This is a genomic window from Geobacillus sp. 46C-IIa (genome assembly GCF_014679505.1).
In the GTDB taxonomy this organism is placed as follows: Bacteria; Bacillota; Bacilli; order Bacillales; family Anoxybacillaceae; genus Geobacillus.
Genome location: NZ_CP061474.1, coordinates 1629219 through 1642508 on the forward strand (window position 1 = coordinate 1629219; position 13290 = coordinate 1642508).

The following is a 13290-nucleotide window of genomic DNA, read 5'->3' on the forward strand; positions in this document are numbered from 1 at the left end:
GCTTAGCCGCGAGGTTGATCGAGCCGTGCAAGCTGCCTGTCGTGCCACCTTGAGAGCAGCCATAGGGCAATCAGCGTCCCGATCAATGTACATAACATATCCCATTGCGTGTCCCAAATATCGCCTTGCGTGCCCAAAAAGTCTTTTGATGCCTTGCCTCCTTTGGAGATAATGGACACTAGCCATTCGATGATCTCATACAGGGCAGCGATGGCGAGCGACATGCTTGTGACGATCGTGAAAAGCCAAGCGCCGCGCGGCAACGGCGTTTTCCTCAATAAAATTTCCCGAAGGACGATCGCAAATGTCCCTTTGAGGAAATGGCCAAACCGGTCGTAATGATTGCGCTCGAAATGGAAATCATCTTTCATCCAGTTAAAAAGGGGGACTTTGGAATAAATATAATGGCCGCCGATCAACATGATGATCGCCAACAAGGCGACGATGACATACGACATCGTTGTCAGCCGAAAGCGTTGGTAAAGGGCGATCACGGTCACAAGCCCAATAAGCGCCGGAGTGACCTCGAGCGCCCATACTGCATAGCTGGCTGGGCGAATGGCCGACCAAACGAACACGGCGGCAACGATCAACAGCAACAATCCATGAACGCGGGTTTGTCTTGCCTGCTCCATTTGTTTTCCTCCTTGGAACAGCGAGATTCGTCTATGGTCATTATTCGGAAAAACGCGGATTTTATACAAATCATTTTTCGAGAGTCGGTGATTGAAGGGAGAACGCCGCTTCATGGCACTATTTCTCAAATAGAAAAACCTTGCAGCATCAGTTCTGCCTTTCACACGTTCGCTCATCGATCAAGGGAAACAGTTGTTTTTCACCGGCCTTTTCGAGCCCCTGATAAAAACAGCGGAGTTTTAACGGTTATCAGAACTAGAAAGAAGAGGAGAAGATGCCAGCGAGGTAAGACAGGAGGTTCAGGTAGGGAAACATTCCTAATTTTCGACGAGAACACGAATGTATATTCGCATTTGCTTCATTCAATGGTATAATGAAACATGCACAGCTATATGCAGGGTGGGCAGTGGCCACTCCCTGAATGAAAGGGGGTGGTGCTGATGGTGACGATTGCCGATGCGCTGACGCTCATGATTGCGTTTGCGTCGCTCGTCGTTGCGGTGATCGCCGTCGCAAAAGACAAAAAGTAACCCACCCTGCTAGGCCGAGGCGAGGGTAGGTTACGATGCCCGAGGCTTGAGCCACTGCGCTTCTTGCAGCGGCTGTGCATGCAGGGCATTGGTGGCCGCCAGTGCCCTGCTTTATTGTACGTTTCCGTTTCTTTTATTATACGCGCACAAAGTAGGCGATGACAAGAACTTTCCAAAAAGAGGCGGCGAATATCGAAAAGAGGAAAAATGGTGTTGACTCTTTCGGTTTTTTATAGTAAATTTCATATTGTCGTTCTGATGCTCAAAGCATGAAAGGAAAAAAGAGCAACAAAAAAACTTGACAAATATTTTGATTGGTTTATAATAAATATCGTCGCCATTGCCTAGTGGTGATAGCGGAGAGGAAACACCCGTTCCCATCCCGAACACGGAAGTTAAGCTCTCCAGCGCCGATGGTAGTTGGGGCCAGCGCCCCTGCAAGAGTAGGTCGCTGCTAGGCATAGAAGATGGAGTATTAGCTCAGCGGGAGAGCACCACGTTGACAGCGTGGGGGTCACTGGTTCGATCCCAGTATACTCCACCATGATGGGGCGTTAGTTCAGGGGGAGAACGCTTCGCTGGCAGCGAAGAGGTCAGGGGTTCAAATCCCCTACGCTCCATTGATTACGCGGTCGTGGCGGAATGGCAGACGCGCTAGGTTGAGGGCCTAGTGGGGGCAACCCCGTGGAGGTTCAAGTCCTCTCGACCGCATCGCTCCAAACAGTTACGGAGGAGTACCCAAGTCTGGCTGAAGGGGTCGGTTTCGAAAACCGATAGGGGTGTCACAGCCCGCGGGGGTTCGAATCCCTCCTCCTCCGCCATATAAAGTCGGAATTTCATATTATGCCGACTTAGCTCAATTGGTAGAGACGAGCATTTCCTTCGTCGAGTTTGCTGCGAGTTGCCTCGACGCATCCCGCTTCCTCGAATGAGCTGGCAGAGGAAGAGGCACAGAGCTCAACGGTGAGTCAGTTTCTTAAATCTGTGTTATGCCGACTTAGCTCAATTGGTAGAGCAACTGAATCGTAATCAGTAGGTTGCGGGTTCAAGTCCTGCAGTCGGCATCATTGATCACGGAGGGGTAGCGAAGTGGCTAAACGCGGCGGACTGTAAATCCGCTCCCTTTGGGTTCGGCGGTTCGAATCCGTCCCCCTCCATTTTTTATTTCCTATAAGCGGGCCTATAGCTCAGCTGGTCAGAGCGCACGCCTGATAAGCGTGAGGTCGGTGGTTCAAGTCCACTTAGGCCCATCTCTGATGTTGGACGGCAAGAGTCATTCTTGCCGTTTTTTGTATGATTGCTGACGGTGCAATGTGTTCCGTTTCTCATCCTGACCTGAGAAGTTCTTCGTTTCCACATGCGAGTAGCCGGCTTTCATTTTTTGGTAACAAGACATCGTTCATGCCTGCTATCTGGCGACGTAAGGGGGCTGACCCAAAAGGTCGTCTGCCTTTAAGATAGGAACAAACATTATAGTGTGGCAGAAACAGTCAGTACGTATATATAGCGGCGAAAGAGGGTGTCCCGATCCTTTTGGGACACCCTCTTTTCTTGTTTGAACATCATTTCAAAGGTTGCCTTTGACATGGAACGGAGAAGCTCCCGCTTCAAGCGAAGCGGGAGCCGTTCGTGGAACGGTCGTTCGGTTGCCTACTGGACATACTTCCCATAGTCCGGGACAGCGATGCGGTCAAAATCACGGGCGAGTTTTGTCAATCCTTCGCGCAGCTCTTCGCCGGAGACAGGGGCGCCGTGCCCCGTGATGGCAACTGATGGAAGGAGCGCCGCTAACTTGCGCACTGACTCGCGGGCAGCGTGCCAATCGATTGTATAATAGCGCGGCGGGCCGCTAATCTCTGTTTGCTGGGTCAATACTTTATACAGCGAGTCTTGACGGACGGTGACGAACGCGTCGCCGGCGATTAAGGCGGCATCGCGCGGTCGGAATAAGGAAATATGGCCTGGGGTGTGTCCCGGTGTGTGGATCCAGCGGAACTCCGGCAAGTGCGGGACGGTGCCGTCCGCAGGGAGCGGCTGGACGCGGTTGCCTAACTGAATCGGCTCGTTCGGAAAAAACGGTGAGATTTTGGCGATGAAGCCGCCCTCGACGGAAGCGTCCGGCTCAGGGTAGCGGGCTTTTCCAGTCAAATACGGGAGTTCGGCCGGGTGGGCATACACCGGGACATTCCAATGTTCTACGAGCTCGACAATCGCCCCGACGTGGTCAAAATGGCCGTGGGTTAAAATAATGGCCTGCGGACGGCTGCCCTCTCCAAACCGTTGTTCCACAACGGAAATAATGTCATCAGCCGATCCCGGCATGCCAGCGTCGACCAATACAAACGTGCGGTCGTCCGGGCGGCCGACAAGACAAATGTTCACGATTTGGATCGTACGGCAGTACAAATCGGGCAGCACGCTGACGCCGACACCGCTTGCTGCCGATGTCGCGGGAATGAAACGGTAGTCTTCCCCATAGTGCAGCTGTTCATCAGTCATCGAGATCCCCTCCTGCGAATGATCGTCCAACGATAGCATGCCGCACCATGGCATGACGTATACAAAACAGTGCGAGATCCATCAAGGAAATCCACTGTCTAACTCGACAAGGATCACCAAAGAATGGTACGATAGGGAAAAACGAATGGATAAAGGAGGCAAAGCGGATGAGCATTTTGAAAAAGGGGTTGGCGTTTGGGCTTGGACTAGCCATTGCCAGCAAAGAACAAGCGGAAAAATTGATCGATGAGTTGGTCAAAAAAGGAGAGCTGTCACTCGATGAATCGAAAGAAGTGATCGACCAATGGAAGCAGCAAACCGAAGCGCGGAAAGCGGAAGTGCAGCGGCTTGTGCGCGAGCAAATCAAACAAGTGGTTGACAAGCTTGATTTAGCGACGAAGGAAGACGTGCGGCAGCTCGAGGAGCGGATCCGCCGCCTCGAAGAAAAGGAACAAAGCGGGCAGTAAACGGCTGCGGCCTGTCCGCCCGCTGTTTGCCGTTGTAAGGGAGATGGTCGGATGATCGGGAAGCGGATGCGCCATATTGGCCGATATCATGAAATTGCCGTCGCCTTGCTTCGGCACGGATTCGGGATGATTGTTGACGAGCTTGGTTTTTCGTCCTTTCTTTCCTTGCCGCCGCGCGGGCGGGCAGAACAGGGGAAGAGGGAAGGAAAGACGGTTGGGGAACGTCTCCGCCTTGTGCTCGAGGAGCTCGGCCCGACATTTATTAAGCTCGGGCAAATTGCCAGCACGCGGCCGGATTTGATTCCTGACTATATCATCCGTGAGCTCGAAAAGCTGCAAGACCAAGTTCCGCCGTTTCCGTTTTCCGAGGTCCGCCGGATTGTGGAAGCAGAGTTAGGCGGTTCCCTTGAGGAGCTTTTTCGGTCATTTGACGAACCCCCACTAGCGGCTGCTTCGCTCGGGCAAGTACATCGGGCCGTTCTTCCTTCCGGACAAGCTGTTGTGGTGAAAGTGCAGCGCCCGCATATTGCGGCGCGGATTGAGACGGATTTGGACATTTTGCAGGACTTAGCGATGCTTGCGGAACGGCGCTTAGATTGGGCGGCATCTTATCGGCTATCTGAGATCGTTGATGAACTGGCGAAATCGCTGCGGCAGGAGCTCGATTATATGGCCGAGGCGCGTCATGCGGAAACGTTCGCAAAGCAATTTGCCGGCGACCCGTCCATGTACGTGCCCAGTGTCTTTTGGGAGTATACGACGAAAATCGTGCTGACGATGGAATATGTGGAGGGAATTAAGCTCGGGGAAATCGAGCGGCTGAAAGAGAGCGGCTATTCGTTAAAAGCACTGGCGGAACGCTTGACTGTCTCAATGTTGAAGCAAATGTTCGAACATGGTTTTTTTCATGGCGATCCCCATCCTGGCAATGTATTCGTTCTCCCTGGCGGAGTGCTGGCCTTTATTGATTTCGGCTTAATGGGGCGTCTCCGTCCGCATGTCAAACATCACCTTTCGTCGCTTGTCATCGCCTTGATGCGGCAAAACACGGACGGGGTGTTGAACGCGATTTATGGTCTCGGGCTTGTTCCGGATGAGGTGGATGAAGGGAAACTGCGCGACGATATGGACGAGTTGCGGGAGAAGTATTACCGCGTTCCGCTCGGTGAGGTGAGCCTTGGCGAAGCGGTCGGAGACCTTCTAACGGTGGCGTTTCGGCATGGCATTCGCATTCCGAGCGACTTGACGCTGTTAGGGAAAGCGCTGTTGACGGTTGAAGGAGTGGTGGAGACGCTGGATCCGCAATTTCGTGTGATGGATGTTGCCGAACCGTTCGGAAAAAAATTACTAAAAGAGCGGCTTCGGCCCGACCGCGTGGCAGAAACGGCGTGGAAGCGCGTGGCCGATTATGGCGAGCTGCTGCTTCGGCTGCCGGACAGTGTAAAGGAACTGACCAAGGTCATGCGGCGCGGCAAACTTCAGCTCGAGATGACAGCGTCAGACCTTGAGGCCCTTTTGCGTAAGCTCGATCAAATTAGCAACCGACTGTCAATTAGCATCGTTCTTCTTTCGTTGAGCATCGTCATGGCTGGCATGATGATCGCTTCATCGCTAGGACGGCAGTCGATGCTGCTATGGAAAATTCCGGTCATCGAAATCGGGTTTGGTATAGTGGCGATCATGTTCGGCTGGCTGCTTTATTCCATCTTCCGTTCAGGGAAGCTTTAGGGCAAACTCTTCTTTCGCTTTGCTTTTCGCCATCGTCTCAATGGCTTCTTTTTTTTGGAATCCATGCTTTCCACTCCTTAACGATGAAATGTTGGCCCGCGTCGAGGGGGGACAGACATATTATTTTGCCGCCTTGCGCCCGTTTATTCCCGTTATATTTTCCGTCTTTTGGCCTGATGCTATTGGTGCTGTATACAGTGCGGTCAACGGGAGAACCGGCGATGGCCCATGGAAGCAGCAGCGGTCGCTTTTTTAGCGGGAGTGTATGCCGTATGGAACTTAATGTTCCAAAAGGGCCGTTATGTTTGAGCGAAACGCGACAAGGCGGGTCGTGTAGGGGGAGACACTGCGGATCCCGACACGTTTTTTTAAGTAAGGGAAAATTTGCGAGATCCGCTTTCTTTTTTGGCGAAATGGGGCCAATTTGAGCGCGGCAGTCGTTTTTTACCGGCCTTCTAGGATGAGAAGAAGTGGATGTGTATATGGGGTGGTGAAGTGGGCGTCTCATCGCTTTTTGAGACGCCCGCGTAAATGCGCGATTCCGTCCATTAGGAAGGGACGGAAGAATATCTATCACTACACAAAAACCCTGCCGCTTTCGCCATCAGGGGATTCACGCAGGGCGGCGGTTTGCCTGGATGCGAACGAGAAAGCGGGTCGCTCCATAGGCGATGAATACGATAATTAAATCGATGAGGAAGAGATGGAACTCGCGCAGCCCTCGGTGCAGTTCAAGCAAGCCAATCCACTGTTCAAGTGAAGCGAGTCCGAAAGCAAATATTGCGCTCAACAATATCGTATATAAATAAAAATTTTTGTTGTGGTTCGTGCAATATTGGTAAAGCAGCAAAAAGCCGACTGGCAGCACCGAGGCGGTAATGTTTAAGGCAAACGGCAAAAACGGTGTCAAAAAATAACGGGGCGACAAATACATGGCGTTTTCTAAGGCGATGTAAGCATAGGTCCATAAAACATGAACAGTATAGCCAAAGAAAAAGATTTCGAAGATCCGTTTCCGATCGACGGTGAAAAACAACAACACTAAAGGAGCGATGAGAAACGCGAAGATCAACCAAAACGGCCACGTTCCGACGCTGGAGTAGTCGTTCCAATACGATTGGAGCAGCCTGTGCAACTGTTCACGTGTTTGGTCGATTTCTTTCCAATATGCTTGATCGTTCACAAACAACCACCTCCTTTGTCTGTCTTTGTTTATCATGTTACATGATCGGACGAGATATGCAACAAACGTCTGTCTTAGACGGCGTAAACGGTGAAAAAAGAGGAAAAGGCTGTTTCAGGCGCTGTGATTTCGGGGAAGATAAAGGACAACTGTGTTTCCTGCCGGCTCGCCGAGGCTGTGCATAGAGGCGGTGTACGAAAGGCGGACGATTTTTCCGTATTTTCCATGAGCTCGGCAGGATTTTCATCCCTGAGAGGCGAAACTAGTACAACGAAAAGAGGAACGAGGAAGGAGAGAACCCGATGTCCATTGTCAATCCAAGTCGGGAAGAGATCGGCGACATTTTGCGGGAGGCGAAGCGGATTGCTGTTGTCGGCCTGTCCAACAACCCAGAACGTGAGTCGTATATGGTAGCGAAGGCGATGAAGGATGCCGGATACGAAATGATTCCCGTCAATCCGATGATTGATGAATGGGAAGGCATTCCGGCGGTCGACAAACTGACCGATATCGAAGGGCATGTCGATATTGTCGATGTGTTTCGCCGTTCCGAACATTTGCCGGAGCTCGCCCGTGAGTTTGTTCAAATCGACGCCGACGTATTTTGGGCGCAACTTGGCGTTGTGAACGAAGAAGCGTATCACTTTTTAAAAGAAAAAGGCTATACGGTCATTATGGATCGCTGCATAAAAGTGGAACATGCGCTCACGAAGCGCGCATAACGATGAAACGGCCATCTTCTCTAAGATGGTCCTTTCGTTTTTTCGGTGCATTTGTCCGATTTTGTCAGGTGGTGTCAAAAGACAATGGACAGCGGGGCGTTTTATGGTACAATAAAACAGAAACAGATGTTCTTGTTTTCGCAAGAAGGGGTGGTCTTGTGGCAAAACGATTGGTATATGAATATAACGAAGATGCGATTCAAGTGTTGGAAGGGCTTCAAGCGGTGAGAAAGCGGCCGGGGATGTACATCGGCAGCACGGACAGCCGCGGCTTGCACCATCTCGTCTATGAAATTGTCGACAATTCAGTGGACGAGGCATTAGCTGGATACGGAAACTACATTCTTGTCCAAATACATAAAGATCACAGCGTCACTGTTTTGGATGAAGGGCGCGGCATGCCGGTTGGGATGCATAAGCTCGGCAAGCCGACGCCGGAAGTGATTTTGACCGTGCTGCATGCCGGCGGCAAGTTCGGTCAAGGCGGGTATAAAACGAGCGGCGGTTTGCACGGGGTTGGGGCGTCGGTCGTCAACGCCTTGTCCGAATGGCTTGTTGTCACGATTCACCGCGATGGCTTCATCTATCGGCAGCGGTTTGAGAACGGCGGCAAGCCGGTGACGACGCTTGAAAAAATCGGGACGACAAACAAAACCGGGACGATCATTCAATTCAAGCCTGACCCAGCGATTTTCAGCACGACGGTGTTTGATTACGAAACGTTGAGCGAGCGGCTGCGCGAATCGGCGTTTTTGTTAAAAGGGCTGAAAATCGAACTGGTCGATGAGCGGACCAGCATGCGCGAAGTGTTTCATTACGAAAATGGAATTGAAGCGTTTGTCGCCTATTTGAATGAAGAAAAAGACGTACTCCATCCGGTCGCCTATTTTGCCGGCGAGCAAAACGGCATTGAAGTCGAGTTTGCTTTCCAGTTTCATGACGGCTACTCGGAAAACGTCTTGTCGTTTGTCAACAACGTGCGCACGAAAGACGGGGGCACGCACGAAGCCGGAGCGAAAACGGCGATGACGCGCGTCTTTAACGAATACGCCCGCCGCGTCGGTTTATTGAAGGAAAAGGATAAAAACCTTGAGGGAGCTGATATTCGCGAAGGGCTGTCAGCCATCGTCTCGGTGCGCATTCCGGAGCATTTATTGCAGTTTGAAGGACAGACGAAAGGCAAGCTTGGAACGAGCGAGGCGCGTTCGGCCGTCGATGCGGTCGTGTCTGAACAGCTGACATACTTTTTGCAGGAAAACCCGGACGTGAGCGCGATGCTTATTAAAAAAGCGATCCGGGCGTACCAAGCGCGCGAGGCGGCTCGCAAAGCGCGCGAGGAGGCGCGGAGCGGCAAAAAGCGGAAAGGGAAAGATGCGCTGTTAAGCGGCAAGCTGACGCCGGCGCAAGGGCGCAATCCGCAAAAAAACGAGCTGTATTTGGTCGAAGGCGACTCGGCGGGCGGTTCGGCGAAGCAAGGGCGCGACCGCCGCTTCCAGGCGGTGCTGCCATTGCGCGGGAAAGTCATTAACACCGAGAAGGCAAAGCTTGGCGACATTTTGAAAAACGAGGAAATCAATACGATCATCCACGCCATTGGCGGTGGTGTCGGCGCCGATTTTTCGCTTGAGGATATTCACTACGATAAAGTGATCATTATGACGGATGCCGACACGGACGGCGCCCATATTCAAGTGCTGCTGCTCACGTTTTTTTACCGTTACATGCGCCCACTCATCGAGGCGGGGAAAGTGTACATCGCCTTGCCGCCGCTTTATAAAATCAGCAAAGGAAGCGGCAAAAAGGAAACGGTTGAGTATGCGTGGACGGATGAACAGCTTCGGGAGATCACGAAAAAAATGGGCCGCGGCTATACGATTCAGCGCTACAAAGGGTTAGGGGAAATGAACGCCGATCAGCTGTGGGAAACGACGATGAATCCAGAGACGCGCACGTTAATCCGCGTGCGCATCGAAGACGCCGCCCGCGCCGAGCGGCGGGTGACGACGCTCATGGGCGATAAAGTCGAGCCGCGCCGCAAATGGATTGAAACGCACGTCGCCTTTGGGCTTGAGGAGGAGCCAGGCTGGATCGGCTGATGGCGGCTTGAGGCAAGCCGCCTTTTTGGCGTTGATGTTCGTTAGGAAAGGAGAATGACGATGGCAGAACGATTGTTGGAATTGCCTTTAGAAGATGTGCTTGGCGACCGCTTTGGCCGCTACAGCAAATACATTATCCAAGACCGGGCGCTGCCTGATGCGCGCGACGGGTTAAAGCCGGTGCAGCGCCGCATTTTATATGCCATGTATGTCGATGGCAATACGGCCGATAAGCCGTTTCGCAAAGCGGCGAAAACGGTCGGAAACGTGATCGGCAACTTCCATCCGCACGGCGATTCGTCCGTGTATGAAGCGATGGTGCGGATGAGCCAAGATTGGAAGCTGCGCAACGTGCTCATTGAAATGCACGGCAACAATGGGAGCTTGGATGGCGACCCGCCAGCGGCGATGCGCTACACGGAGGCGCGCTTGTCAGCCATCGCCGCTGAGCTGCTTCGCGACATTGACAAGGAGACGGTCGCCTTTGTGCCGAACTTTGATGATACGACGGATGAGCCGACTGTCCTGCCGGCGATGTTTCCGAACTTGCTCGTCAATGGTTCGACCGGCATCTCGGCTGGCTATGCGACGGACATTCCGCCGCATGCGCTCGGCGAGGTGATCGATGCCGTCCTGCTTCGGATTGACCGGCCGGATTGCACCGTGGACGACCTAATGACCGTTCTCCCCGGCCCTGATTTTCCGACGGGCGGCATCATCCAAGGGAAAGACGGCATTCGCAAAGCATACGAGACCGGGCGCGGGAAAATCATCATCCGCGCCAAGGCGGCGATCGAGCAGGCCAAAGGCGGCAAAAGGCATATTGTGATTACCGAGTTGCCTTATGAGGTGAACAAAGCGAACTTAGTGAAAAAGATCGATGAGCTTCGTTTGGACAAAAAGCTCGACGGCATCGCCGACGTCCGCGACGAAACGGACCGGAACGGGCTGTCGATCGTGATTGAACTGAAAAAAGATGCCGATGCCGAGGCGATTCTCAACTATTTATACAAAAACACCGACTTGCAAGTGCCATACAGCTTCAATATGGTGGCGATTCACGAGCGCCGGCCGAAGCTGATGAGCTTGCCGGAGCTGCTTGATGCGTACATCGCCCACCGGAAAGATGTCGTGACGAACCGTTCGCATTTTGAGCTGAAAAAAGCGAATGAGCGAAAACATATCGTTGATGGCTTAATTAAGGCGCTTTCCATTTTGGATGAGGTCATTGCGACGATTCGCGCCGCAAGCGACAAGCGCGATGCCAAAGACCGGCTTATCGCCAACTATGGGTTCACCGAGGCGCAGGCGGAGGCGATCGTGACGCTTCAGTTGTACCGGTTGACGAATACGGACATTGCCGCACTCCGGCAAGAGGCGGAAGGTCTCGACAAAACGATCGCCGAGCTGACCGCGATTCTCGCTGATGAGAAAAAGCTTCTTGCTGTCATTAAAAAAGAGTTAAAGGCGATGAAAAAACAATACGCCGACGAACGGAGAACGGTGATTGAAGAAGAAATCGAGGAGCTGAAAGTCAACGTCGAAGCGCTCATTCCGGCGGAAGACGTCATCGTGACGGTGACGAAAGAAGGATATGTGAAACGGACGAGCTACCGTTCCTACAGTGCGTCCAACGGTCAGGACATCGGGATGAAAGAGACCGACCGTTTGCTCGCTCAGTTGGAGATGAATACAACTGATGTGCTTTTGTTGTTCACCCGCCGCGGCTATTATTTGTATTGCCCGGTGCACACGCTGCCGGATATTCGCTGGAAAGACGTTGGCCAGCATATTTCGAGCCTCATTCCGCTCGAGCGCGATGATGAACTTGTTGCGGCCGTTCCGGTTTCCTCTTTTGAAACGAACGAACAGCTTGTCTTTGTGACAAGGCATGGCATGGTGAAGCGAACGGAGCTTTCCCAATACCAAGTGCAGCGCTATACACGCCCGCTTGTGGCGATCAATCTGAAAGACGATGATGATGTGATTGCCGTCTATGCGACTGACGGTCGGGGCCTCGTTTGGCTGGCGACGCATGATGGCTATGCGCTCTTGTTTGCCGAAGAGGAGATTAGCGTAGTCGGTGTGCGCGCCGCCGGGGTGAAAGGCATTCAACTCAAAGAAGGTGATTTTGTCGCCGCCGCCTGCCCGATTCGTCCCGAAGATAACGGTTCTCTCGTTGTTGTCACGCAGCGCGGTGCCGTGAAAAAAATGGCTGTTAGCGAGTTCGAGCCGACGTCGCGCGCCAAGCGCGGAGCGATGATCGTGCGCGAAGTGAAATCCAACCCGCACCGCATCGTCGGGGCAGTCAAGGCTAGTGACGGTGAAGAAATGATTGGGCTGCGGACGGAAAAAGGGGCCGCCGAGACGGTCGATGCCGCTTCGCTCCGTCCGACCGACCGTTATGGCACCGGTTCCTTCCTCATCGATACCGATGAAGCCGGGGTGGTTGTCGACGTTTGGAAAGAGCCGGCGAAGTTGTTAGGAAAAGAGGAAGAAGAATGAGGTTTAAAGGGGGCTGGTCCCAAAACGCGTTCGTGTTTTGGGACCAGCCCCAAGCTTTAAAAAAGGGGAGCGCACACCGCTGCTCGTTCCTTCACCAAAACTTCCACCATTTGTTCGCCCGGGTTCGGGCGGCGACGGCGCTTGTCGCTGTTTGGCGGAAGGAAAGGACGAGTTCGCGGAACGCTTTCTCCCGCTCTAAAATGCGCTGTTCGAGCTGCTTTCGTTCTTCCTCCTGCCTTGCCTTTTCCTCGTGGCAAAACGCGACGACCGTTTCTAGATGTTCATGCAGCTGTTCGGTTTTTTGCTGCCAAGCTTCTTTATAATCGCGAAGTGAGCGGTGTACGGTCTCGGCGGCGGCCGTCGTTTGCTCCCCGATATCGTCAAGCTTCCCTTTGACTTCATCCATCGCTTGCCGCACGACAGCGGCTGTTTCCTGCTTCAAGGCGGTGACGATGTCGTCTTTCATGCGGGCAGCCAGTTGCTCGGCTATGTATGGGGCGCCATGGCGCAGCAAGCGGGGAACATCGATAATTTCTCCTTCCATCACCGCCGCTTCTAGGGGAGCGGACGGCTCGTTCGCCTGTTTCAATTCCGCGGCGATCTCGTGCGGACGGCGGCCGCTAGCGAGCAGCGTCTGGATATGGCGGAACTGGTTGATAAGCTCTTCAGTGTAAATGCGCGCTCCTTGGGAGGTGCGCGGGATGGTAATCCATTCAGCAAATTGTTTTTCCCATTGCTTCAAGTCGCGGGCGGTGACCCCAATTTTTTTCGCTGCTTCGCGGAGCGTATATGTTTTCATGGTGTTCCCCTCATCCTTTCTTTCCACGTTTATGATCGCTATCTTTTATTTTCCCACTCAGCTGTTTATTTTCCTGCTGTTTGACAAAACATAACAAAAGAAGTGGAAGTTAGCAAAAAACAAAC

10 protein-coding genes, 7 tRNA genes and 1 rRNA gene are annotated in these 13290 nt (G+C 52.9%); 14 read left to right on the plus strand and 4 right to left on the minus strand.

Annotation, left to right across the window (positions count from 1 at the left end; all coding sequences use genetic code 11):
- Nucleotides 1-2: 2 nt before the first annotated feature.
- Nucleotides 3-635 carry a DUF2238 domain-containing protein gene (locus IC803_RS08115; RefSeq protein WP_081207365.1) on the minus strand — a complete coding sequence of 211 codons (633 nt, stop codon included), beginning with the start codon at nucleotides 633-635 and terminating at the stop codon, nucleotides 3-5.
- Between the two features lie 441 nt (nucleotides 636-1076).
- Here IC803_RS08115 and IC803_RS18130 point away from each other — a divergent pair, with 441 nt between their 5' ends.
- The 9 genes from IC803_RS18130 (at nucleotide 1077) to IC803_RS08155 (ending at nucleotide 2416) form a co-directional block, all read left to right on the plus strand.
- Nucleotides 1077-1166 carry a putative holin-like toxin gene (locus IC803_RS18130; RefSeq protein WP_223812045.1) on the plus strand — a complete coding sequence of 30 codons (90 nt, stop codon included), beginning with the start codon at nucleotides 1077-1079 and terminating at the stop codon, nucleotides 1164-1166.
- 343 nt (nucleotides 1167-1509) lie between these two features.
- Nucleotides 1510-1626: ribosomal RNA gene (gene rrf, locus IC803_RS08120) — 5S ribosomal RNA — on the plus strand.
- 9 nt (nucleotides 1627-1635) lie between these two features.
- Nucleotides 1636-1710 (plus strand) — tRNA-Val (locus IC803_RS08125).
- A gap of 4 nt (nucleotides 1711-1714) precedes the next feature.
- A tRNA-Ala gene (locus IC803_RS08130) sits at nucleotides 1715-1786 on the plus strand.
- An 8-nt stretch (nucleotides 1787-1794) separates the two neighbouring features.
- Nucleotides 1795-1877, plus strand: a tRNA-Leu gene (locus tag IC803_RS08135).
- A gap of 17 nt (nucleotides 1878-1894) precedes the next feature.
- A tRNA-Ser gene (locus IC803_RS08140) sits at nucleotides 1895-1987 on the plus strand.
- 170 nt (nucleotides 1988-2157) lie between these two features.
- Nucleotides 2158-2230 (plus strand) — tRNA-Thr (locus IC803_RS08145).
- A gap of 11 nt (nucleotides 2231-2241) precedes the next feature.
- Nucleotides 2242-2323, plus strand: a tRNA-Tyr gene (locus tag IC803_RS08150).
- A 19-nt stretch (nucleotides 2324-2342) separates the two neighbouring features.
- A tRNA-Ile gene (locus tag IC803_RS08155) sits at nucleotides 2343-2416 on the plus strand.
- Nucleotides 2417-2816: 400 nt separating this feature from the next.
- Here the strand turns inward: IC803_RS08155 and IC803_RS08160 are convergent.
- On the minus strand, nucleotides 2817-3665 hold the full coding sequence (locus tag IC803_RS08160; RefSeq protein WP_081207366.1) for an MBL fold metallo-hydrolase: 849 nt from the start codon (nucleotides 3663-3665) through the stop codon (nucleotides 2817-2819).
- Nucleotides 3666-3832: 167 nt separating this feature from the next.
- On the opposite strand from IC803_RS08160, the gene IC803_RS08165 reads away from it, so the two are divergent.
- On the plus strand, nucleotides 3833-4132 hold the full coding sequence (locus tag IC803_RS08165) for a phasin family protein (RefSeq protein WP_081207367.1): 300 nt from the start codon (nucleotides 3833-3835) through the stop codon (nucleotides 4130-4132).
- 51 nt (nucleotides 4133-4183) lie between these two features.
- A complete protein-coding gene (locus IC803_RS08170; RefSeq protein WP_081207368.1) occupies nucleotides 4184-5860 on the plus strand; it encodes an ABC1 kinase family protein in 1677 nt (558 codons plus the stop codon).
- A 613-nt stretch (nucleotides 5861-6473) separates the two neighbouring features.
- On the opposite strand, the gene IC803_RS08175 is transcribed toward IC803_RS08170, so the two are convergent.
- Nucleotides 6474-7043: a hypothetical protein gene (locus IC803_RS08175; protein WP_081207369.1), complete on the minus strand. Its 570-nt coding sequence runs from the start codon at nucleotides 7041-7043 to the stop codon at nucleotides 6474-6476.
- A 302-nt stretch (nucleotides 7044-7345) separates the two neighbouring features.
- Here IC803_RS08175 and IC803_RS08180 point away from each other — a divergent pair, with 302 nt between their 5' ends.
- From IC803_RS08180 to parC, 3 genes are all read left to right on the plus strand, one after another.
- The gene (locus tag IC803_RS08180) at nucleotides 7346-7765 is read left to right on the plus strand and encodes a CoA-binding protein (RefSeq protein ID WP_081207370.1); all 420 of its coding nucleotides are present in this window, start codon (nucleotides 7346-7348) and stop codon (nucleotides 7763-7765) included.
- 158 nt (nucleotides 7766-7923) lie between these two features.
- Nucleotides 7924-9861 (plus strand): DNA topoisomerase IV subunit B, encoded by a 1938-nt coding sequence (gene parE / locus IC803_RS08185; protein WP_081207371.1) that lies wholly within the window; start codon nucleotides 7924-7926, stop codon nucleotides 9859-9861.
- A 60-nt stretch (nucleotides 9862-9921) separates the two neighbouring features.
- A complete protein-coding gene (gene parC, locus IC803_RS08190) occupies nucleotides 9922-12366 on the plus strand; it encodes a DNA topoisomerase IV subunit A (RefSeq protein WP_081207372.1) in 2445 nt (814 codons plus the stop codon).
- Between the two features lie 91 nt (nucleotides 12367-12457).
- Here parC and IC803_RS08195 read toward each other — a convergent pair whose 3' ends face one another.
- Nucleotides 12458-13165, minus strand: a complete 708-nt coding sequence (locus IC803_RS08195; protein WP_081207373.1) for a MerR family transcriptional regulator — start codon at nucleotides 13163-13165, stop codon at nucleotides 12458-12460.
- Between the last annotated feature and the right edge of the window lie 125 nt (nucleotides 13166-13290).